Raw genomic sequence first — 23,229 nt, forward strand, 5'->3', positions numbered from 1 at the left:
AAATCCCTCATCGCCGGCCGGCGGTGAGGGATTTTTCGTGTCAGGCAGCCTGTTCGGCCAGTTTCGCCAGTTGCGTCATGATCACCGCCGAGCCTGCCAGCCGCTTGTCCGGGTTCGGCCAGTCGCGCGCAAACACAATGCTGTGGTCGGGCCTGATCTTGGCCAGCGACCCCTGTTCGGCGATGTAGCGCACCAGCCCGGCCGGATTGGCGAATTCCTTCTTGCGGAACTGCACCACCACGCCCTTCGGACCGGCATCCAGCTTCTCGACATTGGCCTTGCGGCACAGCGCCTTGATGAACACGATCTTGAGCAGGTGCTTGACCTCTTCCGGCAGCGGCCCGAAGCGGTCGATCAGCTCGGCGCCGAAGCCGTCGATCTCCTCGGTGTTCTCCAGGTCGCCGAGGCGGCGGTAGAGCGCGAGCCTCAGCTGCAGGTCGGGCACGTAGCTTTCCGGGATCATCACCGCGGTGCCGACGGCAATCAGCGGCGACCAGCCGGTGTCGATCTCTTCGCCGCTGCCGCGCAGCTCGGCCACCGCCTCCTCCAGCATCTGCTGGTAGAGCTCGAAGCCGACCTCCTTGATGTGGCCCGACTGCTCTTCGCCAAGCAGGTTGCCGGCGCCGCGGATGTCGAGATCGTGGCTGGCGAGCTGGAAGCCGGCGCCCAGCGTGTCGAGCGACTGCAGCACCTTGAGCCTGCGGTCGGCGGTGGTGGTCAGCGTCCGGTTGGCCGGCAGGGTGAACAGCGCATAGGCGCGCACCTTGGAGCGGCCGACGCGACCGCGCAGCTGGTAGAGCTGGGCCAGCCCGAACATGTCGGCGCGGTGCACGATCAGCGTGTTGGCCGTCGGAATATCGAGGCCGGATTCGACGATGGTCGTCGACAAAAGCACGTCATACTGGCCATCGTAGAAGGCGTTCATGATGTCGTCGAGTTCGCCGGGCGGCATCTGGCCATGCGCCACGGCCACCTTGAGTTCGGGCACCGATTCTTGCAGGAACTGATGGATCTCGCCGAGATCGGCGATGCGCGGCACGACATAGAAGCTGTGGCCGCCGCGATAGCGCTCGCGCAGCAGCGTCTCGCGAATGACCAGCGGATCGAAGGGCGAAATGAAGCTGCGCACCGCCATGCGGTCGACAGGCGGCGTGGCGATCAGCGACAGCTCGCGCACGCCCGTCAGCGCCAGTTGCAGCGTGCGCGGGATCGGCGTCGCCGACAGCGTCAGCACGTGCACGTCGCTCTTCAGCTCCTTCAGCCGCTCCTTGTGCTTGACGCCGAAATGCTGCTCCTCGTCGATGATCAAGAGGCCGAGGTTCTTGAACGTGATCGACGAACCGAGCAGCGCATGCGTACCGACGACGATGTCCACCGTCCCCTCGCTGATGCCTTGCTTGGTCTCGGCCAGTTCCTTGGTGCCAACCAGCCGCGACGCCTGGCGCACCTTGATCGGCAGGCCGGCGAAACGCTGCGAGAATGTCTTGAAGTGCTGGCGCGACAACAGCGTCGTCGGCACCACCACCGCGACCTGGAAACCTTCCATGGCGGCGATGAAGGCCGCGCGGAGGGCAACCTCCGTTTTTCCGAAGCCGACGTCCCCGCAGATCAGGCGGTCCATCGGCTTGCCGGCGCCAAGGTCTTCCATCACCGCGTCGATGGCGCTCTGCTGGTCGTCGGTCTCTTCATACGGGAACCGCGCCGCGAACTCGCCATAGACACCGTCGGGCGGGTTCATTGCCGGTGCTTCGCGCATGTGCCGTTCGGCAGCGAGCTTGATCAGCTGTCCGGCCATCTCCAGCAGGCGCCGCTTGAGCTTGGCCTTGCGCGACTGCCATGCGCCGCCGCCGAGCTTGTCGAGCTGGGCTTCGGCCGAATCCGAGCCGTAGCGCGACAAAAGCTCGATGTTTTCGACCGGCAGGAACAGCCGGCCGTCGGAGGCATAGTGGATTTCCAGGCAATCATGCGGCGCACCCGCTGCCTCGATGGTCTTCAGCCCCACGAATCGGCCGATGCCGTGGTCGGCATGCACCACGATGTCGCCCGCCGACAGCGATGATGCTTCGGCGATGAAGTCCGCTGCGCGCTTGCGCTTTTTCGAGCGCCGGATCAGCCGGTCGCCCAGGATGTCCTGCTCGGCGACGACCACCAGGTCGCCGGCCTCGAAGCCGGCTTCGATCGGCAACACCGCGAGCCCTGCTTCGCCGGCCTTCAGCGCCTCGACTTCCGAAAGCGTCGCGACCCGCTTGAGGTTGCCGAGCTGATGCTCGTCGAGAATTTGCGAAAGCCTGTCGAGCGAGCCCTCGGTCCAGCCGGCGACGACGACACGGCGCTTGGCCGCGCGCTGGTCGGCAATGTGACGCGCCACGACGTCGAAGACGTTGGCGTTCGGATCGGCGCGTTCCTCGGCAAAGCTCCGCCCGGCATGCGAGCCCGCGTGCAGCACCTTGCGCCCGCCGGCATCCGGCGTGTCGAACGGCGTAAGCTCGGCATTGGCCTGGTCGGCGAGCGCCGAGGCGACCTCGTCCGGCGACAGGTACATCTGCTCCGGCGCCACCGGCTTGTAGGGCACCGCGTCCTTGAGTCCCTTGCCTTCGGCCTGCTTGCGACGCGCCTCGTAGTGATCGAGGATCAGCGCATGGCGTTCGCCCAGCGCCTCGCGCGCCAGGTGGTCGAACACCACCGGCGCCTCGGGCAGGTATTCGAACACCGTCTCCATGTGCGGATAGAAGAACGGCAGCCAGTGCTCCATGCCGGCAAAACGCCGGCCCTCGCTGATCGCGGTGTAGAGCGCGTCGTCGCGCGACGGCGCACCGAAGGCCTCGATATAGCTGCGGCGGAACTTGCTGATCGTCTCCGGCGTCAGCGCGACTTCGCTCATCGCCTGCAGCACGACCGAATTGCGGCTGCCGGTCGTGCGCTGGCTGGCCACGTCGAAGGCACGGATCGTTTCCAGCGTGTCACCGAAGAAATCGAGCCGCAGCGCATCCGCCGCGCCCGGCGCATAGAGGTCGAGGATGCCGCCGCGCACGGCAAACTCGCCGACGCCGCGCACTGTCGGCACGCGCTCGAAGCCGGCGCGCTCCAGCCGCGCCACCAGCCCGTTCATCTCGACCTGATTGCCCGGCCTGGCGCGGAACTCCTGCGCTTCGATGGCAGCCGAAGGCGGCACCCGCTGCAGCAGCGCGTTGGCCGTGGTCAGCACGATGGCGCGGTGCGGCTCCTTCCGGAGCGCGATCATCGCTGCCAGCGCATCGAGCCGGCGCGCCGCCGCATCCGAGCCGGGCGAAACGCGGTCGTATGGCAGGCAGTCCCAGGCCGGCAGTTCGAGCACCGGCAGGTCAGGCGCCACGAATGCCAGCGTCTCGACGATCTGCGGCAGCCTCTGGCCGTCGCGCGCGACAAACAGCATCGGCCGGTCGTGCGCCATCTCGGCAGCCGCCACGGCAATCGCGAACGCCTCGTAGCCGTCGGCCACGCCATCGACGATCAACTGTCCGGCGCGGCCCTTGGGCAGGCCGATTGGTTTCAGCAAGCTCATGATTTCACTCAGATTGTGAAGGCGCTGCGCGATGCCACGATCTGGCGGTAGACGTCGTGGTCGACGGCCTCGGGCACCGGCGCCTCGCCGACGATCCACGACAGCAACTCCCTGTCGGCAATGTCGAGCAGCGCCTCGTAGAGGTCGAGCTCCGTCTCGCTTAATCTGTCGATGTTGGCATCGGCGAAGCTGCCGAGGACCAGGTCCATCTCGCGCATGCCGCGATGCCAGGACCGAAACAAAAGCTTGCGCCTGCGCGGATCAAGCCCTTCGCTCGAGCGTGTCGTTCCGGTCATGTCCAAAATCCTCTTATGCCGGGCGCATATAGCGTGGATAGCCGTCCCTGTCAGCCTTTGCCCGGACAACTCCAGCGCATAAGCTGACATCATGCGCCCATCACTGCTCGACCCCCTGTTCTCGCCCATCACCTCGCTTGCCGGCATCGGGCCCAAGGTTGCCGTGCTGATCGAGAAGGTCGTGCCGGCTGATCTCGGCGACCGTTCCGCCCGCACCGGTGACCTGCTGTTCGTGCTGCCCAACAGCATCATCGACCGGCGCAACCGGCCTGGCATCGCGCTCGCCGCCGAAGGCGCCATCGTCACGCTGGAGGTGCGCATCGACCGCCACCACCCTGCGCCGCGCGGCAATCGCTCGGCGCCCTACCGCGTCTTTGCCCATGACGACACCGGCGAGATCGCTCTCACTTTCTTCCACGCCCATGCCGCTTATCTCGAAAAGGCGATGCCCGAGGGCGAGATGGTCATCGTTTCGGGCCGCATGGAGTGGTTCAACGGCCGACCCTCGATGGTCCATCCCGACCACATCGCGCTTGCCAGCGAGGCCGCCAAGCTGCCGCTGGTCGAGCCGGTCTATCCGCTGACCGCCGGGCTGTCGGCCAAGGTGCTGCGCCGCGCCATCGGCCAGTCGCTGGAGCGGCTGCCTGCTTTCCCGGAATGGCTGGATGCGGACGTGATGCGCAAGCACAGCTTTCCGTCCTTCGCAGCAGCGCTCCATCGCGTCCACAACCCCGCCGATCCGATCGACGCCTCGCCCGAAAACGCCGCCTGGCGCCGGCTCGCCTATGACGAATTCCTCGCTGGGCAGGTGTCGCTGGCGCTTGTCCGCGCCCGGGTGCGCAAGCTGCATGGCCGGCCGCTCACCGGCGACGGCCGCCTCGTCGAGGCGCTGCGCAAGGCCCTGCCATACGCGCTGACCGGCTCGCAGGAACAGGCGCTTGTCGAGATCAACGAGGACCTGGCCAAGCCCGAACGCATGTTGCGCCTGCTCCAGGGCGATGTCGGTTCCGGCAAGACGGTGGTCGCGCTGCTTGCCATGGCCCGCGCCGTCGAGGCCGGCGGCCAGGCGGCGCTGATGGCGCCGACCGAAATCCTGGCGCGACAGCACCTCGCCACCATCGCTCCGCTGGCGGAGCGCGTCGGCATGACAGTTGCCGTGCTCACCGGTCGCGAAAAGGGCCGCGAACGCAGCCACATCCTCGCCGGCCTCGAAAGCGGCGACATCGACATCGTCATCGGCACCCACGCGCTGTTCCAGGAGACCGTCGTGTTCCGCGACATGGCGCTCGCCGTCATCGACGAGCAGCACCGTTTCGGCGTGCACCAGCGCCTGGCGATGAACGCCAAGGGCCAGGCGCCCGACATGCTGGTGATGACCGCCACCCCCATCCCGCGCACGTTGGTGCTGACCGCTTTCGGCGACATGGATGTCTCGCGCCTGACCGAAAAACCTGCCGGGCGCCAGCCGATCAAGACGGTCACTATGCCGCTCGAACGCCTCGACGAACTCGTCGGCCGCATGCGCGACGCCGTCGCCGAGGGCCAGAAGGTCTACTGGATCTGCCCGCTGGTCGAGGAATCCGAGGAGATCAAGCTGATGTCGGCGGAGGATCGCTTTGCCTCGCTGCAGCCGGTCTTCGGCGACCGCATCGGCCTCGTCCACGGCCGCATGAAGGGCGCCGAGAAGGACGAGGCGATGCGCGCCTTCAAGGAAGGCGAAACGCGCGTGCTGATCGCCACCACCGTCATCGAGGTCGGCGTCGACGTGCCCGACGCCACCATCATCGTCATCGAGCATGCCGAGCGCTTCGGCCTAGCCCAGTTGCACCAGTTGCGCGGTCGCGTCGGCCGCGGCTCGAAGCCGTCATCCTGCGTGCTGCTCTACAAGGATCCGCTCGGCGAAACCGCCAAGCGCCGCCTGTCGGTCATGCGCGACACCGAGGACGGCTTCCTCATCGCCGAGGAAGACCTCAAGCTGCGTGGCGAAGGCGAGCTCTTGGGCACCCGCCAGTCGGGCACGCCAGGCTTCCAGGTCGCGCGCATCGAGGCGCATGCCGATCTTCTCGAAATTGCCCGCGACGACGCCCGGCTGATCCTCGCCCGCGACCCCGAACTGGTGTCGCCTCGCGGCGAGGCGCTTCGGCTGCTGCTCTATTTGTTCGGGCGCGACGAGGCGGTCGGGCTGCTGAGGGCCGGCTGAGGCAACGTCCCGACAGGCGGGTTGCCCATCGGTCCTTCGATCGGCACGCCGTTCGCCGTGATCCTGCCCTTCGTCTCCGGCGTCACCAGCCCCGCCGAAACGATCAGCTTGGCACCGTCCTCGATGCTCATGTCGAGCAGCACGACCTCCGACCGGGGTACGTACATGAGGAACCCCGTCGTCGGGTTCGGCGTACACGGCATGAAGACCGCCATCAGCGGATCGCCTTCCTGGTCCAGCTTCTCGTTGATCTCGCTGCGCTTTTCGGCGGCGATAAAGACGATCGACCACACGCCCTTGCGCGGATATTCGACCATGCCGACGGTGCGGAACATCTCGTTCTTGTCGGAAAGTGCGGTCTCGAACAATTGCTTCAGCGCCTTGTAGAGCCCGCGCACCAGCGGCATGCGGTTCAGCAGCCGCTCGCCGAACGTTACGATGGCGCGGCCGATGAAATTGGCGGTCAGGAATCCGATCAGCGTGATCAGCACCAGGGCGACGATCAGGCCGAAGCCCGGCAACTGGATCGAAAGATAGTTGTCCGGATTGTACCGCCCGGGAATGTACGGCTTCACCCAGGAATCGACCCAGCCGACAAACGACCAGACGATGTAGATCGTCAGCACCAGCGGCGCGCAAACGACGAAGCCGGTGAGGAAGTAGTTCCTCAATCGGGTCATGGCCGAGGTCTTGTGGGCATCCGACATGGGCAGCTCGATGCATTGTGCGCTGCACTCACCTTAGAGCATCAAGCCAGTCTCTCGACAACCGATATAACGGGGCGCTTTGGTTCCGCCGGCACGGCCTCTATTTCAACGTCTCGATGACGCAGATGAACCGGCTCGGATCGGCTGCAGGTTGCCTGATCAGGCCGCTCGACGTCAGGCGAACGACCCGCTCGCCAACCGTGTCGGCTTCATTGCCGCCAACGGTCCTGACGTAGCGGCCGTTTCCGTCCGTCCCCTCCTCGACCACTATGGCCGAATGGGATTCGTAGGCCATGTTGCCCGCCGCGAAGTTGAAGTCGAACGTGTTGCCGTTGCGGTTGTTCTGGATGATGTCGCCGATATGCGGTGCATATGCCGATACCGGATGCCCATGGAACACCCCGGTGCCGCTCTTCATGTTGGCGATGGCCCGATGGACGAATTCGGAATGCCTCGGCGAGAACTTGAATTCCGACGCCGATGCGCCTGCCCGCTTGACGAAGGACGAGACGAACACGGCCGACCAGGGCGTCCCGACGCCAGGAAAATGCAGCCCCAGGCTCGTCCAGTACCCCTTGATCCTCGCAGCCATCTTGGACGTTGTCTCGTGGAAGCCGTGGAACTGGTCGAATTCCGCCTCTGCCAGCGAGGCAAGCCTCCTTTCGAAGGACGTAGCCATGCGTACCCCCAAAAACGATCCTGGGGGAACTATACTCCAAGCCAACCGATATGCAACCGTGAGATGTACCAAATAAATCTCACAACCAATGGGAGATTACTCCACCGTCACCGACTTGGCCAGGTTGCGCGGTTGGTCGACATCTGTGCCCATGAACACGGCGGTGAAATAGGCCAGCATCTGGATCGGCAGCGCATAGATGATCGGCGCGATGAACTCCGGCACGTCGGGCAGGACGATGGTTTCCAGCGTGTTCACCGTCGCCTGCGCCGCGCCCTTCTTGTCGGTGATCAGGATGATCTTGCCGCCGCGCGCCGCCACTTCCTGCATGTTCGACACAGTCTTTTCGAAGATGCGGTCATGCGGGGCGATCACGATGACCGGCATGTTCTCGTCGATCAGCGCGATCGGGCCGTGCTTGAGCTCGCCTGCGGCATACCCTTCGGCATGGATGTAGGAGATTTCCTTGAGCTTCAGCGCACCTTCCATGGCGAGCGGGAAGTTGGTGTCGCGGCCGAGATAGAGCACGTGCTTGTACGACGACAGCTCGCGCGCCACCTTCTCGATCTGCTTGTCGAGCTTGAGAACCTGGGCGGCATAGCGCGGCGTCTCCGAAAGACTGCGCACCAGCGCCTTTTCTTCATCCGCGGTGATCGTGCCGCGCTGCGAGGCGGCGCGTATGGTCAGAGCCGCCAGCACCGACAGCTGGCAGGTAAAGGCCTTGGTCGAAGCGACGCCGATCTCCGGCCCGGCAAGTGTCGGCATCGTCACGTCGGATTCGCGCGCGATCGTCGATTCGCGGACATTGACGATGGCGCCGATCGGCACCCCCGCCTTGCGGCAGTAGCGCAGCGAGGCCAGCGTGTCGGCGGTCTCGCCCGACTGCGACACGAAGAACGCGGCACTCTTCTTCGAGATCGGCATCTCGCGATAGCGGAACTCCGAGGCGACATCGATGTCGACCGGCAGCCGCGCATGGCGCTCGAACCAGTATTTGCCGACCAGACCCGCCAGATAGGCGGTGCCGCAGGCCGAAACAGCAATGCGGTCGATGTCGGCAAAGCTGAACGGCAGGTCGAGCGGCTTCGAGGTGCCCTGGGTGAAGTCGAGATAATGCGCCAGCGTGTGCGAGATCACCTCCGGCTGCTCATGGATTTCCTTCTCCATGAAGTGCCTGTGGTTGCCCTTGTCGACGAGATAGCTGGTGCCGACCGACTGCCGCCGCTGGCGCTCCACCGGAGTGCCGTCCATGTCGTAGATCTGGAACGCGCTGCGGCGTACCACGGCCCAGTCGCCGTCCTCGAGATAGGTCACCGAATTGGTGAAGGGCGCCAGCGCGATCGCGTCCGAGCCCAGGAACATCTCGCCCTCGCCATGGCCGACGGCCAGCGGCGGGCCATTGCGGGCACCGACGATCAGGTCTTCGTCGCCCTGGAACATGATGGCCAGCGCAAAGGCGCCGTGCAGGCGCTTGAGCGAGGCGTGGGCCGCCTCCACGGGTGCCACGCCGCGCGCCAGTTCGCGCGCGATCAGATGCGCCACCACCTCGGTGTCGGTCTGCGAGGTGAATGCGTAGCCGTCGGCCGTAAGCTCCTGGCGCAGCTCGGCAAAGTTTTCGATGATGCCGTTGTGCACGATCGCCACGCCGTTCGAGAAATGCGGGTGCGCATTGGTCTCGTTGGGCACGCCATGAGTGGCCCAGCGGGTGTGGCCGATGCCGATATTGCCGTCCAGCGGTTCGGCCTTCAGCCGGCGCTCGAGATTGACCAGCTTGCCCTCGGCGCGGCGGCGCGCCAGTTCGCCATTCTCGATGGTGGCAACACCGGCCGAGTCATAGCCGCGATATTCGAGGCGCTTCAGCGCATCGACGATCAGCGGCGCAACCGGCGTCTGGCCGACGATACCAACGATTCCGCACATGATCTTGCCCCGTCCAATCCCTCAAAACCCTGTCGGCCTTTTAGGCAGCACGACAGCCAAGCGGAAGTCACATTCCGTGTCGCAACGTATCAGCCATTCGGCCCTTCAGGACATGCCATCGTCGCACGGCAGAATTGAAATGCGGTTACTTCGCGCCCGCCTTCTTCGCCGCCGCCGCCGAAGCAAACCGCTCGCGCAATTCCTTGCCCTTGCCCGGCAGCGTCTTCTGGCGTGCGCGGCCGAAGGCCAGCGCATCTGCGGGGATTTCCTCGGTAATCACGCTGCCCGAGGCGACATAGGCGCCGTCACCGATGACGATCGGGGCGACCAGCGACGAGTTCGAGCCGATGAAGGCACCGGCGCCGATGTCGGTGAAGAACTTGGAATAGCCGTCATAGTTGCAGGTGATCGTACCCGCGCCGATATTGGCGCCCGCGCCGACCCGCGCATCGCCGATATAGGTCAGGTGGTTGACCTTGGCGCCCTTCTCCACCGTCGCCTTCTTGACCTCGCAGAAATTGCCGACCTTGGCCTTTTCATGCAGGTCGGCGCCCGGCCGCAGCCGTGCGAACGGCCCGACCTCGGCGCGCGGGCCGACATTGGTGCCCTCAAGGTGGCTGAAGGCGTGGATGGTGGCCCCGTCGGCGATCTTCACGCCCGGTCCGAACCAGACGTTCGGCTCGACCAGCACATCCGCGCCGATCTCGGTATCATGCGAAAAATGGACGGTTTCGGGTGCAATCAGCGTCGCCCCCTCCAGCATCGCCTGCCGGCGCTGCCGCTTCTGCCAGATCGCCTCGGCCTCGGCCAGTTCGGCGCGGTTGTTGATGCCGAGCACGCTCTCAAAGCTTGCTTCGGTGGCAATGACGGCCAGCCCTGCCCGGTCGGCAATCTCGACGATGTCGGTGAGGTAGTACTCGCCCTTGGCGTTGGCATTGCCCACCTTGTCGAGCAGGTCGAGCGCGTGCTTGCCGGCAACCGCCATCAGGCCCGCATTGCAGAAGCCGATCTTGCGCTCCTCGTCTGTGCAGTCCTTGTCCTCGCGGATGGCGACCAGCCTGCCGTCCTTCTCGATCAGGCGGCCATAGCCTGCCGCGTTCGGCGGCCGGAAACCGATGACCACGACCGCGGCCCCGTCGGCAAGCTTCTGCCGCGCCAGCGCAAGCGATTCGGCTTCGACCAGCGGCGTGTCGCCGAACATCACCAGCAAATCGTCATGGCCGCTCGCGATCGCCTGCCGCGCCGCCAGCACAGCATGCGCGGTGCCCAGGCGTTCGGTCTGGACGAAAACCTTGGCGCCGGGCGCAAACCGTTCCGCCGCCGCCTTCACCTGATCGCCGCCATGGCCGACAACCAGCGCCACGCCGTCAGCGCCGGCGGCCTCGGCGGTGCGCGCCACATGCGCCACCATCGCCAGGCCGGCGATCTGGTGCAGCACCTTGGGCATGGTGCTCTTCATCCGGGTACCCTCGCCGGCGGCAAGGATGATCGACAGGCAGGTTCTCGAGGTCATGGCGTCGTCCGGATTGGAAGAAGGCGGCTGGAATCGGCCACCTTTCTAGCATTGCTGGCAATCGCCTCCAATGCACACCGATTTCGACGTTTTGAAGGATCAGCCGAGTTGGCCGAGCACCGGAAAGCGTTCCAGCAGCCAGTAGGATGCCGTCTGGATGCCGCCGGTCAAAAACAGCACGCCGGCCACGACCAGCAAACCGCCGATCACCTTCTCGACCTTGCCGAGATGGACGCGGAACTTGGAAAGGAAGCGCATGAAGGCGCCGGAGAACATCGCTGCGATCAGAAACGGAATGCCGAGCCCGAGCGAATAGACGGCGAGCAGCAATGCGCCCTCGCCCACTGTCTCGCGGCCGCCGGCCAGGGTCAGGATCGGCCCCAGCACCGGCCCGATGCAGGGCGTCCAGCCAAAGGCGAAGGCGAGGCCCATGAGATAGGCGGCCAGATGGCTTGCCGGCTTGCCCTGCGACTGGAAGCGCGCCTCGCGCGACAGCATGGGAATGCGCAGCAAGCCGAGGAAGTTGAGGCCCATCAGGATGATCAGCACGCCGGCGGCCATGGCCAGCGGCTCCTGCCAGGTGCGCAGCAGCTGGCCGATGGTCGAGGCACCCGCGCCGAGCGCCACGAACACTGTGGTGAAGCCGAGCACGAAGGAACCTGAAGCCGCCATCAAGGCGCCGCGCGCCCTCGAAACCGTGGCGACGCCGCCGTCGGCCTTGAAATCGTCGACCGAAACGCCGGCCATGTAGCAGAGGTAGGGCGGCACCAGCGGCAGGACGCAGGGCGACAGGAACGACAGGGCGCCTGCCCCCAATGCGCTGAGATAACCGATGTCCAGTACCATGCCATGCTGCTCCGCGGATCTTCCGGCGCCGCATATAGCGGGCCCATGTGCTCCGCACCAATCACCATTCCGTGGCTGCGCCGGGGCGTGCCGAAGCCGCCCCGGCGCCGACCGTCGATTACTCGTGGATGGTGTATTCGCCGAGTTCGCAGAGATTCTGCTTGTCTTCGGTGGTGTCGAGATCCGAGCTTTCCTCGAACTCGAAGCGCATGTCATATTCGCAGGTGCGGCGGCCGTCGGCGATGGTGATCTGCATCGACTCGCCGGGCGCCAGCGTGTCACGGCCGAAAATGTCGTCTTCCCACTGGTCGACGCCCACCGGCGAGGCATAGAAATTCGTCAGGACCGACGACGTGCCATTCTTGAGCGTGAAAACGAGGTCCTCCGCCTGTGCCGCGGCAGGAAGGGCCGACACTGCCAGGACTGACGCAAAGACGAGTTTCAAAACGGTATGCATTATGTATTTCCATATAGATGCGTGCCCGGTATTGGGCGCCACGGTCTAGCAGCGGCATATGCCGCCAGCAACATCATCGCCGGGTAATATTCCCCCGCCGGGCCGACCGCCGGCGCCTGTCCCGGGCGGCACATTTGACAGGCTGTTTGCAGCGCTGTTTTTCCGGTTGACCCGCCCCGGCACTCTCCCTATGTTCCGCCGCAATTTCCGGGTCGCCACGCGGCCTTCGGGAGCGCGTAGCTCAGCCGGTAGAGCAACTGACTTTTAATCAGTAGGTCCAGGGTTCGAATCCCTGCGCGCTCACCAACTTCCGACCCAGACATATTGGTGTTTCGCACGTAGCCACGCTGGCCGTCGCCGCGCCCTTACGATCGACGGAGGCCATCCCTCCCCACCTCAACGCGTCAATCATTCGGCCACCGCAAGGCTGCTGATCTCCACCACCAGCTTGCGCCGAAGCGCGTCGGCGTAGTCGCCGACGGAAGCGGGGCTGACCACGAAGGCGCCGGGCCCGCCGATGACATTCTTCGCAAAATAGTCGGTGAGGTCCTCGGCCACGCCACGCGTATGGGCGGGCATGGCGATGGCATTGATGGTGTAGCCGTTCCGGAGCGCCCGCAATCGGCTGAAAGCGACCGGTAGGCCATCGTTGTTGGTGCCGTTGGCGGAAATGTCGATGACCTTCCTCTCGGCATGCCCGGGATAGCGCTCGAAAAGAATGCCGCTTAGGTCGATGGCGAATGAAATCGAGGTGCTGCAGTTCCTGATGCAGCCGCGGCCGCTGTCACCGTCGCGACGGATGATCGTGGCCGCAGCCTGAGCGTCGCCGTGGCTGCAGATCGCCGTCCACGGCAGGACGGTGCGGACGTGGCCCGGCCCGGCCCATTCGAAATAGGTAATGGCGATGCATCCCAGGGAACCACCTCTTGCAATGGCCGCGATCACCTCCGGCGCGACGAGCGCCTCTGCGTGGCCCTGGCGTTGCATGTCCGCCGTCGCGGCATCGATCGATGCCGACACATCGACGGCGAAGACGATGGCCGTATCGACATTGGTGGCATGGGCAGGACACGCCGAGGCGGCGAGAACCGCAGTCAGTCTGGCAAGCAATGCGCCCACAAGCTCCACTCCTACGCATGGAATGGCCCCTCGGACCGGCCTGGCCCGAGAGGCGATCCTGGTTGATGTGTCGGTTGCGCGTCAGCTTCCAGATTTCTTTTTCAGTTCGGTAACGGTCCTCGAGACCTTGTCCCCGGAACTCATTTTCTTGAGCTCGGTGTCATAATATCCGTATTTCTTGTCTTTTTCGCCGCTCCAGAATGTCATGTATTTCTTGCCGACCCGATACCAGGCCCAGCAATCCCCACCAGTATTGGAGGTTCCGTCCTTGACCGATGTCCGCCTGAGCTTGCCGCATACCTCGTTGCCGTTGACGGTCCATTTGCCCTCTCCAAACCAGCTCTTGTCCTTGCCATGCATGAGAAAGGTGCTGTCCGGAGCGAAATAGGCACGGGCCCTGCTCCAATTGGCCGACTTGCCCGAATAGAGTTGGCGCACCTCCGAAGCGGTCAGCGGGACCGCGTCCTTGGGCAGTTCCTCCGCCCAGCCGACGAGAGGCATCAGCGCAACCACGAAGGCAGACAGTCCGATGATGGTCCTGCTCATGGCAACCTCCTGTGAAGGCCCCAAGGATCGACCACCGCAGCGGCATCTGAAACACCCGAATGGGTTACGTCATAGGCGAGGTACCGGCCATGTTGGCTGTCAATGCCACCAGCTCGCCCTGCCGGTGCGTTCCGGTCTTGGCGAAGATCATCTTCATGTGCGCACGCACAGTCTCCTTGGAAAGATGGAGACTGTCGGCGATCGCTCCCGGCCCGGCGCCGGTTGCCAGCAGCACCGCGACCCGCGTCTCTGCCGGCGTCAGGCTGAATGCGCCGCGCAGCTGATCCGAAGTCGTGCGCGGGCGATCCTCGAAATTCTTGACGATGACGATGGCGCTGGTCGACTGGAACACATCGCCAATGATCCCCGCCGTCGGCAATGCCTCGACCAGCAACGGCCGCCGCGTATCGCGCCTGATGGCCACGGCATGGCTTGCATCAAGGCTCGAAGGACGGCGATTGGTGATCGCCTGGTGCACCAGCTTGCGCAGTTCCAGTTCGCTCGCATGGTCGGCCGCCCTCAGCCGGCGCCCGGAAAGATGCAAGCCGTCACCGAGAATCCGCTCGGCGATGCTGTTGTGGCTGAGAACGTTGCCGACGCTGTCCAGCAGGAACGCTGCGCAAGACAGTGCGTCCATGGTCGCCAGCGCGGTTCGCCCCTGCGCCAGCGCCATGGTTTCCGACAGCGATATCATCCGGCGAAAATGCGGGGCGATCCGGGCAAGGGCCTTCGAATCCTCGGTCGTGAAGTGGCCCTGCCCCTTGGCACGCAGCATCGGCACCGCCCACAGGCCGCCATGCACCTTGAGGCCCACCATGGCGAAGCCCGGGAAGCCGAACGCCATGTAGAGTTCGTTGTAGTGGCGAAGCCGGCGACGTTCCTCGTCGGTGGCCAGGTCATGCTCGGTGACGACGGTGCGGCCGGCGCGCAGCAGCGGCATGCCGCGCTCGGCCCGGTAATGACCGAGATACCAGTGGTTTTTGACGTACTCGCAAAGCAAGTCGCCATAGTCGCGGGAACTCGGCATCGCCCCGAATTCACGGGCAGGGTTGCGCGGATCGTTGCTGCTTGCGTCCGGATTGCCGGGGTAGAACATCATGCAGGCAGCGTTCAGCGAGCGCGCGAGGCCGTGCAGCGTGTCGGTCCACCTCGTGGGGTCGAACACTGCTTCGTAGCAGGCGTCGATGTCGCGTTCGATGCGGTTGTCCAGCATCATGCCGGACCCCCTCTCGCTCTCCGAGCCTCCTCAAGCCGCAAAGCCAAGGTAGCATAGGCAGCCTCCCCACTACAGTGCGATTGCAGCCGGCAAGCATGATTCCGTGCCGATATTGGCCTGCTGTAGCGGCAAATCACCTGCAAACGGTCACTATTTCCAGATGATGCGCGGCACCGGGCGCTGCTGGCCGCCAGGTGTCTGCCGAGGAACATTTGCCCGTTGGCGCCGTTTACCCCTACAAGCGGACGCCACCTACGAGGAGACCATCATGAAGAAAGTTATGTCAGGCTTGATGGCGACGGCCATTGCCGCGTCATTTGCGATCGCCTCGGCGATGCCGGTTGCCGCCGCTCCCGCCTACTATCCCAAGGCGCCGCTGGCCGACACCGCCATCCAGCAGGTCCAGTACGACAACTACTGGAAGAAGCGTCGCGCCATGCGCGTCGAACGCAGCGACAGCGGCAGCCACTTCCGTACGCCGCGTCGCGGTTTCTACAGGGACCGTGGCGATGTCGTCTATTTCAACGGCCATCGCGGCTACCGCGACTACAGGCCGGGCTATCGTCGCCACAACGACTTCTGGTTCCCGGCCGGTGCCTTCATCGCCGGAGCGATCATCGGTGGCGCCATCGCCAACCAGCCGCGACCCCGCTACGTCCAGCCGAGCCGCTACGGCAACGCGCACGTCCAGTGGTGCTACGACCGCTATCGCTCCTATCGCGCTTCGGACAACACGTTCCAGCCCTACAACGGGCCACGCCAGCAGTGCTATTCGCCTTACTGATCGAGGCGTTTCACGCGAATGGAACCCGCGCTCACAAGGGCGCGGGTTTTTTCGTTTCGACGAGCTGGACGTCGGATTCCGCGCAGATCTTGCGAATGCTCGGAATGTCGCAATGGTCGGTGATGAACGTGTCCATCTGCGACAGGTGCGCAATGCGCACCGGCGCCGTGCGCTCGAACTTCGTCCGGTCGGAGACCAGGATGACATGACGGGCATTGGCGATGATGGCCTGCGCCACCTTCACCTCGCGGAAATCGAAGTCCAGCAGCGCGCCGTCATGGTCGATCGCCGAAGCGCCGATGACTGCGTAGTCGACCTTGAACTGGCGGATGAAATCGACCGCGGCTTCGCCGACGATACCGCCGTCCGAACCGCGTACCACCCCGCCCGCGATCACCACCTCCATGTCGGGATATACGCGCATCCTGTTGGCAACGTTGATGTTGTTGGTGATTACCATCAGGCCCTTGTGGTCGAGCAGGGCCTTGCCCACGGCTTCGGTGGTGGTGCCGATGTTGACGAACAGCGAGGCGTTGTCGGGAATGATGCGCGCCGCCGCCTGGCCGATCGCGTCCTTTTCGTCGGCCGCGATCTTGCGCCGCGCCTCGTATTCCAGGTTTTCGATACCCGAGGGAAACAGCGCCCCGCCATGGATACGGCTCAACAGGCGCTGGTCGCAGAGGTCGTTCAGATCCTTTCGGATGGTCTGCGGCGTGACCTGGAAATGGGCCGCGAGATCGTCGACCAGCACGCGGCCATTGTCCTTGGCAAGCTGGATGATTTCCGACTGGCGCGGCGAAAGATACATTTCGGCATTCCCCTCAGTTCGTTTTGACGAAGGATAGGGGAAAACGAAAGCAGTGAAAAGGCGCTTTGAAAGCAGAAGCGAAGCGCCCGCGCCGGTCGATGACGTATTCAGATGCTTGCGCGGGCAATCTCGGTGATCACCTCGAATGCGCAGTCGACATCGGCCTCAAGTGCCTCGAACTGCCCGGCCTGGAAGCGGATGACCGCGCGTCCGTCGAGGCGCGTCTGGGTCAGGTAGATACGGCCGTCGCGATTGATGCGCTCGACAAGATCGAGATTGTGCTGGTCGAGATCGGCTGCACCGGCTGGAATGTGGCGGAACGAGAACAGCGACAGCATCGGCTCGCTGCTGATCTCGAAACCGGGCTCGCGCCGCAGCCGTTCGGCCAGCTTTTCGCTCCAGGCGACATGGTTGCGGATCATCGTCCGCAGGCCTTCCAGCCCATGCGCACGCAGCAGGAACCACAGTTTCAGCGCCCGGAAACGGCGGCCGAGCGGCACCGACCATTCGGAATAGTTGATGATGCCGTCATGGCCGTGCGTCTTGAGATAGTCCGGCCGTATGGCCAGCGTCCTGACCAGGCTTTCGGGGTCGCGGATGAACTGGATCGAGCAGTCGAACTGCGCGCCGAGCCATTTGTGCGGGTTGAAGACGATCGAATCGGCGCCTTCGACGCCCGCCCAGAAATGGCGGAACTCGGGACAGATCATCGCCGAACCGGCCCAGGCCGCATCGACATGGAGGTAGAGACCCTCACGCTCGGCAATCCTGGCGACCGCTGCGATATCGTCGGTGGCGCCGACACTGGTGCCGCCGACGCAGGCGATGATCCCCGCCGGCAGCATGCCCGCGGCGCGGTCCTCGGCAATCGCCCGTTCGAGCGCTTCCGCCGCCATGCCGCGGTTGCGGCCGGCGGTCGGAATGCGCACTAGGTTGTCCTCGCCAATGCCCGAAACCCAGATGGCGCGATCGATCGAGGTATGCACCTGGTCGGAGCTGTAGATGCGCAACCTCGGCTGGCCGGAAAGCCCTGCCTTGTTACCCTGCCAGGCGAGCGCCCGTTCGCGCATCGTCAGCACGGCGCCAAGCGTTGCCTGCGACGCGGCATCCTGGATCACCCCGGCGAAACCTTCGGGCAGGCCAAGCGCCTGGCGCATCCAGTCGACCACGCGGGTCTCCAGTTCGGTCGCCGCCGGCGAGGTCTGCCACAGCATGCATTGCGCTGCCATGGCGCTGACCAGATATTCCGCCACCACCGAAACGGGCGCGGCGTTGGCCGGAAAATAGGCGAAGAAACGCGGATGCTGCCAATGCGTCATGCCGGGAACGATGGTCGCCTCGAAATCGGCGAAGATGGCCTCCATCGGTTCGGCTTGCTCGGGCGGACTGACCGCCACCGCCCCGAAGATGCTGCCCGGCTCGACATCCGGCCGCACCGGGCGATCGCGCAAGCCGGCGCGATAATCCACGCCCCACTCCGCCGCCTTCACCGACCAATGACGAAACTCGTTGCTCTCCATGGTCGTCCTCCGATGGCAATGGCAGTCCTTGCCGGCTATTCGATGAAATCGGGCAGGCTCTGGAACGCCGCCTTCAGCGCATCCGACCAGCCTTCGGAAACGCTCCTGTAGTAGGGATCGTCGGCGCCGATCCGCCTTTTCAGGCCGATCTTGAGGCTGTCCTTTTCATAGAAGGCGAGATCGAGCGGCAAGCCGACCGAGAGATTGGATTTGAGCGTCGAATCGAACGACACCATCAGGAGCTTCACCGTCTCGGCAAAGCTCATCTTGCGGTCGTAGGCGCGCACGATGATCGGCTTGCCGTATTTGGTCTCGCCGATCTGGAAGAACGGCGTGTCGTCGCTGCATTCGATGAAGTTGCCTTCCGGATAGATCATGAACAGCCTGGGTTCGCTGCCCTTGATCTGGCCGCCGAGGATGAACGAGGCGTTGAACGCCGAATCCGCCGTCTGCCCGGCAGGTGCCGACTGGGCGATCACCTCCTTGACCGTGTCGCCGACCAGCCGCGCGATCTGGAACATCGACGGCGCTTCGAGCAGCGTCGGGGCGCGATCGGCCACCGCCTTGGTCCGCTCGTCGAGCAGGCTGACCACGGCTTGTGTGGTGGCCAGGTTGCCGGCAGACATCAGCACGACCACACGCTCGCCCGGCTGCTCCCAGATACGCATCTTGCGGAAGGTCGATATGCTGTCGACGCCCGCATTAGTGCGCGTGTCCGACATGAACACCAGTCCGCGATCAATCTTCAGGCCAACGCAATAAGTCATCGATTCCGGTCCGCTTGCACGCCGGATTACTGCTCTACAGTGATGTGGACTGCAAGCCGTTCCTGCGCCTGGCCGATCAGGATGCCCGAAATCGGCATCGCCTCGCGATAGTCCCGCCCCACCGCGACGCGCACATAACGCTCGTCGGGCGAAATACCGTTGGCGGCATCGAAGCCGACCCAGCCGAGCCCGTCGACGAAGGCCTCCGCCCAGGCATGGCTCGCCACCTGCTCGACGGTGTCGTTCATCATCAGGTAGCCGCTGACATAGCGCGCCGGGAAACCGGCGAGCCGGGCGCAGGCGGCAAACACATGCGCATGGTCCTGGCAGACGCCGGTACCCTTGTTCAGCGCCTGCTCGCCGGTGGTCTGCGTGTCGGTCGTGCCCGGCACATAGGCGATACGCATCTGGATCTCGGCCATCAGCCGGTGCAGCCGCTCCAGGTCGCCGCCCTCGCCCATGCCGGCGGCAAGCTGGCGGATCGACGCGCCCGGCGCCGTTAGCGGCGTCTCATGCTGGAAAAGCCACAGCGGCGCAAAACCGCGGTGCGGCCCGGACACGCCTGCCACATCGTTGGTGTCGACCTCGCCTTCGGCGACGACACGGATCGTATGCGGTTCGCCGTCGATGCTGAGCAGCCGTGTGTCGTTGCCGAACTGGTCGAGGAACCGCACCTCCTCGCGCGCGCCCTCGACGCGCACCGACCAGGTCAGCACGGTCTGCGCCGGCCCGCTGACCGGCCACAGCCGCAACCGCTGCAAGCCATAGCGGATCGGCTCGTCGTAGTTGTATTCCGTGCGGTGGGTGACCTTGAGCCGCATTGGCGTGTCCGCTCAGTAGAAGCCGAAATCCTGGGCAACCTGGTCGCCCAGCCGGTTGTTGTCGGTGATGAAATCGGCCAGGAATTCGTGCAGGCCGGTTTCGAAGATGTCCTTGATCTCGGTGCCGCGCAGCCTGGCATAAATCCGTTCTGCTATGTCCTGCGCCGGGTGGCGCGCGCCATAATCCTCGCCGAGAAATTTCAGATGCTCGGCCAGGAAACGATAGCTGAAAGTCAGTGAGCGCGGCATGCGCACGTTGAGGATCAGGTATTCGGCGATGTTGGTCGGCTTGTATTCCGCTTCATAGACCCAGCGGTACGACCGGTGCGCCGCCACCGAACGCAGGATCGATTCCCACTGGTAGTTGTCGAGCGACGAGCCCACCCACGAAACCGATGGCAGCAGAACGTAATATTTGACGTCGAGGATGCGCGCCGTGTTGTCGGCGCGCTCGACATAGGTGCCGAGCTGGGCGAAATCGAAGATCTCGTTGCGCAGCATCGTGCCGTAGAACGATCCGCGGATCAGCGCGGTTTCGCGCTTGATGGCGTCGAGCACGCCGGGCAATTCGCGCTGGTCGATAGGCTGCGCCAGCATGCGCTTCAGCGACATCCAGGCTTCGTTGATGCTCTCCCAGGTTTCGCGCGTCAGCGCCGTGCGCACCATGCGGGCATTGTTGCGCGCCGTCTCGATCGCCGCCACAGCACTCGACGGGTTCGACATGTCGCGTAACAGGAAGTCGGCGACGTTCTCCGCCGTATAGTCGCTGTGCTTGGCGGCGAACGACGTAGCTGCTCCCGCCGACAGCAGCACCGACTTCCACTCCTCCGACGCGTCCTGGCTGCGGGTCAGCGCTATGCGCAACCCGGCATCGATCAGCCGCGCCATGTTCTCGGTCCGCTCGATATAGCGGTTCATCCAGTAGAGGCCGTTGGCGGTGCGTCCGAGGAGCATGTCAGAGTGACCTGAGCGAATAGGGAATGGCGAATAGCGAATAGTGAGCGTTCATCATGATTTTTGCTGCAGGCTCCTGATCATGGAACGCACCATCCTGCCTATTTCGTCAGTTTGTTCGAGCAACTTCGTAGCCTCGACTTCGCGCATCAATCCAACTCGGCCGCTCAAGATCAGATGTGTTTCCAACTCTTTGAGCGAGCCTTGGGCCACCCTAAGAAACTGGACGAACGATCCTGTGCTCTCTCGACCATGTCCTTCCGCAATATTCGCTGCAATCGAGGTAGCGGATCGCCTGATTTGCGAGGTCATCCCGTAAGCTTCGCTGGTCGGAAACGCCTTGGTGGCAGAATAGCAATCCACCGCCAGCTCAACCGACGCTCTCCAAACAAGCAGATCCTTGTACGAGTTGATCGTCGCCAGCATTTCCCCCTATTCGCTACTCCCTATTCGCTATTCGCTATTCGCTTCCTCAATCATCCAGCACCCACGTATCCTTCGTTCCCCCGCCTTGAGAGGAGTTCACAACCAGCGATCCCTCCTTCAGCGCAACCCGCGTCAAACCGCCCGGCACGATGCGGATCCGGTCCGACACCAGCACGAACGGCCTGAGGTCGACATGGCGCGGCGCCAGCCCTTTTTCGGTCAGGATCGGGCAGGTCGACAGCGACAGCGTCGGCTGGGCGATGTAGTTCGACGGCCTGGCCGCGAGCTTCTTGGAAAAGTCCTCGCGTTCCTTCTTGCTCGCGGCCGGGCCGACCAGCATGCCGTAGCCGCCGGAGCCGTGCACTTCCTTGACCACCAGTTCGGCAAGATGCTCCTGGACGTATTTCAGGCTGTCTGGCTCCGAGCAGCGCCAGGTGGGGATGTTGCCGAGGATCGGCTTGCGGCCGGTGTAGAACTCGATGATCTCGGGCATGTAGGAATAGATCGCCTTGTCGTCGGCGATGCCGGTGCCCGGCGCATTGGCAATGGTGATGTTGCCGGCACGATAGACGTCCATGATGCCCGGCACGCCGAGCGCCGAATCCGGCTTGAAGGTCAGCGGATCGAGATAGGCGTCGTCGACCCGGCGATAAAGCACGTCGATCTGCTTGTAGCCCTCGGTCGTGCGCATCGCCACGCGCCCGTCGACGACGCGCAGATCCTGCCCCTCGACAAGCTGCACGCCCATCTGGTCTGCCAGGAAAGCGTGCTCGAAATAGGCCGAGTTGAAGCTGCCCGGCGTCAGCACGGCGATCGTCGGCGCGCCGCTCACCCCGTTGGGCCGCACCGCGGCCAGCGACTGCCTGAGCAACTGCGGATAGTTCTCGACCGGGTGCACCTTGATGCGCTGGAACAGCTCGGGAAAGAGCTGCAGCATCGTCTCGCGGTTCTCCAGCATGTAGGAGACCCCCGACGGCGTGCGCGCATTGTCCTCGAGCACGTAGAACTCGTTCTCGGAGATGCGCACGATGTCGACGCCGATGATGTGGGTGTAGACGCCGGCCGGCGGCCTGACCCCGATCATCTCCGGCAGGAAGGCTTCGTTGGTGGCGATCAGTTCGCGCGGCACACGGCCTGCGCGCAGGATCTCCTGGCGGTGGTAGATGTCGTCGAGGAAGGCGTTGAGCGCCTGGACGCGCTGTTCGATGCCCTGCGTCAGCCTGCGCCACTCATTGCCTGAAATGATCCGCGGCACGATGTCGAACGGGATCAGCCGCTCGGAGGCTTCCTGCTCGCCATAGACGGCGAAGGTGATGCCGGTCTTGCGGAACACCCGCTCGGCATCGCGCATCTTCTCGGTCAGTCTTGCAGGGTCCTGGTTTTTCAGCCAGCCGTCATAGGCTTCGTAGGGTCTTCGCAAACCGGCTTCTGCCGGGAGCATTTCGTCGAAGGCGACCAATGGCAAACTCCCCTCTGCGATCAGTGAAATGACCTCGGGGGAGAAAATCAAGCGCAATCGCCGGTTTCAGGCGCAGCCGGCTTCATATTCGGGAGATTGCCCATCATTTTGGCAAGATGCAGGGAATTTGGGCGCATCCCTGCCCGCTTGTGCGCCGTGCGCCCAATCGGACGCACAAAGAACGCTCTCGCGATTCAGTTTGCGCATCGTGGCTTGCGGAAATCGATTCCGATTTGCGGGCCGCTGTGCGAGCGCTCAGAACGCGCGGAAGGTCACCGTCGTGAACGTGTCCTTGATGTTGCCGATGGCATGGACCCGCTCGTTGACGAAGTGGCCGATGTCTTCCTCGTCATCGACATAGAACTTCACCAGCAGGTCGTAGTTGCCGGCCGTCGAATAGACCTCCGAGGCGATCTCGGCGTCGGCGAGCGCGCTCGCCACCTCGTAGGCCTTGCCGAGTTCGCATTTGATCTGCACGAAAAAGGTCTTCATCGCACCGTCCGTTTCGGCCTGCCATCGTTGCCGGTCTTGTCGCAGAACGGGCCTGCGCTTTCAAGCCGGTGCCTGGGCGTCCTATCTCTGCAAAATCTCTGGCCGGCTGTCTGAAACCGCATAGGGCGCGCCTGCGTATGATACAATGTCATCGTGGC

At 64.1% G+C, this 23,229-nt stretch carries 21 protein-coding genes and 1 tRNA gene; 3 read left to right on the plus strand and 19 right to left on the minus strand.

The genetic code is table 11. From position 1 onward, the window contains the following. Positions 1 to 40: 40 nt before the first annotated feature. Together mfd and GGR00_RS00950 are read right to left on the minus strand one after the other, a co-directional pair. Complete coding sequence (gene mfd / locus GGR00_RS00945) at positions 41 to 3,541, minus strand: transcription-repair coupling factor (protein ID WP_184697224.1); 3,501 nt, start codon at positions 3,539 to 3,541, stop codon at positions 41 to 43. Between the two features lie 8 nt (positions 3,542 to 3,549). Continuing rightward, on the minus strand, positions 3,550 to 3,837 hold the full coding sequence (locus GGR00_RS00950) for an FAD assembly factor SdhE (protein ID WP_055976701.1): 288 nt from the start codon (positions 3,835 to 3,837) through the stop codon (positions 3,550 to 3,552). A gap of 91 nt (positions 3,838 to 3,928) precedes the next feature. Here GGR00_RS00950 and recG point away from each other — a divergent pair, with 91 nt between their 5' ends. Beyond that, positions 3,929 to 6,037: an ATP-dependent DNA helicase RecG gene (gene recG / locus GGR00_RS00955; protein ID WP_184697227.1), complete on the plus strand. Its 2,109-nt coding sequence runs from the start codon at positions 3,929 to 3,931 to the stop codon at positions 6,035 to 6,037. Here the strand turns inward: recG and GGR00_RS00960 are convergent. The 6 genes from GGR00_RS00960 to GGR00_RS00985 form a co-directional block, all read right to left on the minus strand. Continuing rightward, complete coding sequence (locus GGR00_RS00960) at positions 5,989 to 6,744, minus strand: DUF502 domain-containing protein (RefSeq protein ID WP_184697230.1); 756 nt, start codon at positions 6,742 to 6,744, stop codon at positions 5,989 to 5,991. The two genes, recG and GGR00_RS00960, sit on opposite strands and share 49 nt — an antisense overlap. Before the next feature lie 100 nt (positions 6,745 to 6,844). Continuing rightward, positions 6,845 to 7,423: a DUF2272 domain-containing protein gene (locus GGR00_RS00965; RefSeq protein ID WP_184697233.1), complete on the minus strand. Its 579-nt coding sequence runs from the start codon at positions 7,421 to 7,423 to the stop codon at positions 6,845 to 6,847. A 96-nt stretch (positions 7,424 to 7,519) separates the two neighbouring features. Further along, complete coding sequence (gene glmS, locus GGR00_RS00970; protein ID WP_184697235.1) at positions 7,520 to 9,343, minus strand: glutamine--fructose-6-phosphate transaminase (isomerizing); 1,824 nt, start codon at positions 9,341 to 9,343, stop codon at positions 7,520 to 7,522. Between the two features lie 145 nt (positions 9,344 to 9,488). Next, positions 9,489 to 10,856, minus strand: coding sequence for a bifunctional UDP-N-acetylglucosamine diphosphorylase/glucosamine-1-phosphate N-acetyltransferase GlmU (glmU, locus tag GGR00_RS00975; RefSeq protein ID WP_184697238.1), 1,368 nt, complete (start codon positions 10,854 to 10,856; stop codon positions 9,489 to 9,491). A gap of 99 nt (positions 10,857 to 10,955) precedes the next feature. Next, positions 10,956 to 11,702, minus strand: coding sequence for a cytochrome c biogenesis CcdA family protein (locus GGR00_RS00980; RefSeq protein ID WP_055976721.1), 747 nt, complete (start codon positions 11,700 to 11,702; stop codon positions 10,956 to 10,958). Positions 11,703 to 11,820: 118 nt separating this feature from the next. Then, on the minus strand, positions 11,821 to 12,159 hold the full coding sequence (locus GGR00_RS00985) for a hypothetical protein (protein WP_055976726.1): 339 nt from the start codon (positions 12,157 to 12,159) through the stop codon (positions 11,821 to 11,823). A 230-nt stretch (positions 12,160 to 12,389) separates the two neighbouring features. Here GGR00_RS00985 and GGR00_RS00990 point away from each other — a divergent pair. After that, positions 12,390 to 12,465: transfer RNA gene (locus tag GGR00_RS00990), tRNA-Lys, on the plus strand. 102 nt (positions 12,466 to 12,567) lie between these two features. Here the strand turns inward: GGR00_RS00990 and GGR00_RS00995 are convergent. From GGR00_RS00995 to GGR00_RS01005, 3 genes are all read right to left on the minus strand, one after another. Continuing rightward, a complete protein-coding gene (locus GGR00_RS00995; RefSeq protein WP_343065501.1) occupies positions 12,568 to 13,278 on the minus strand; it encodes a DUF1194 domain-containing protein in 711 nt (236 codons plus the stop codon). A gap of 81 nt (positions 13,279 to 13,359) precedes the next feature. Beyond that, positions 13,360 to 13,824, minus strand: coding sequence for a DUF995 domain-containing protein (locus GGR00_RS01000; protein ID WP_184697241.1), 465 nt, complete (start codon positions 13,822 to 13,824; stop codon positions 13,360 to 13,362). Positions 13,825 to 13,888: 64 nt separating this feature from the next. Next, the gene (locus GGR00_RS01005) at positions 13,889 to 15,040 is read right to left on the minus strand and encodes a helix-turn-helix transcriptional regulator (protein WP_184697244.1); all 1,152 of its coding nucleotides are present in this window, start codon (positions 15,038 to 15,040) and stop codon (positions 13,889 to 13,891) included. 268 nt (positions 15,041 to 15,308) lie between these two features. Here GGR00_RS01005 and GGR00_RS01010 point away from each other — a divergent pair, with 268 nt between their 5' ends. After that, a complete protein-coding gene (locus GGR00_RS01010) occupies positions 15,309 to 15,824 on the plus strand; it encodes a BA14K family protein (RefSeq protein WP_055976734.1) in 516 nt (171 codons plus the stop codon). A 31-nt stretch (positions 15,825 to 15,855) separates the two neighbouring features. Here GGR00_RS01010 and GGR00_RS01015 read toward each other — a convergent pair whose 3' ends face one another. From GGR00_RS01015 to GGR00_RS01050, 8 genes are all read right to left on the minus strand, one after another. Beyond that, a complete protein-coding gene (locus tag GGR00_RS01015; protein ID WP_055976737.1) occupies positions 15,856 to 16,632 on the minus strand; it encodes a DeoR/GlpR family DNA-binding transcription regulator in 777 nt (258 codons plus the stop codon). 107 nt (positions 16,633 to 16,739) lie between these two features. Then, positions 16,740 to 18,152, minus strand: coding sequence for a pyridoxal phosphate-dependent decarboxylase family protein (locus GGR00_RS01020; protein ID WP_184697247.1), 1,413 nt, complete (start codon positions 18,150 to 18,152; stop codon positions 16,740 to 16,742). Positions 18,153 to 18,187: 35 nt separating this feature from the next. Beyond that, positions 18,188 to 18,919 (minus strand): proteasome-type protease, encoded by a 732-nt coding sequence (locus GGR00_RS01025; RefSeq protein ID WP_184697251.1) that lies wholly within the window; start codon positions 18,917 to 18,919, stop codon positions 18,188 to 18,190. Positions 18,920 to 18,945: 26 nt separating this feature from the next. Beyond that, entirely contained in the window at positions 18,946 to 19,740 is a 795-nt protein-coding gene (locus GGR00_RS01030; RefSeq protein WP_055976746.1) for a transglutaminase family protein, read from the minus strand. 12 nt (positions 19,741 to 19,752) lie between these two features. Next, complete coding sequence (locus GGR00_RS01035; protein WP_055976751.1) at positions 19,753 to 20,694, minus strand: alpha-E domain-containing protein; 942 nt, start codon at positions 20,692 to 20,694, stop codon at positions 19,753 to 19,755. A 54-nt stretch (positions 20,695 to 20,748) separates the two neighbouring features. Continuing rightward, the gene (locus tag GGR00_RS01040) at positions 20,749 to 21,120 is read right to left on the minus strand and encodes a four helix bundle protein (RefSeq protein ID WP_055976752.1); all 372 of its coding nucleotides are present in this window, start codon (positions 21,118 to 21,120) and stop codon (positions 20,749 to 20,751) included. A 46-nt stretch (positions 21,121 to 21,166) separates the two neighbouring features. Then, positions 21,167 to 22,579: a circularly permuted type 2 ATP-grasp protein gene (locus GGR00_RS01045; RefSeq protein WP_055976755.1), complete on the minus strand. Its 1,413-nt coding sequence runs from the start codon at positions 22,577 to 22,579 to the stop codon at positions 21,167 to 21,169. Positions 22,580 to 22,834: 255 nt separating this feature from the next. Next, positions 22,835 to 23,071: an Lrp/AsnC family transcriptional regulator gene (locus GGR00_RS01050; protein ID WP_055976758.1), complete on the minus strand. Its 237-nt coding sequence runs from the start codon at positions 23,069 to 23,071 to the stop codon at positions 22,835 to 22,837. Between the last annotated feature and the right edge of the window lie 158 nt (positions 23,072 to 23,229).

The sequence above is a fragment of the Aminobacter aganoensis genome, from assembly GCF_014206975.1.
Classification (GTDB): domain Bacteria; phylum Pseudomonadota; class Alphaproteobacteria; order Rhizobiales; family Rhizobiaceae; genus Aminobacter; species Aminobacter aganoensis.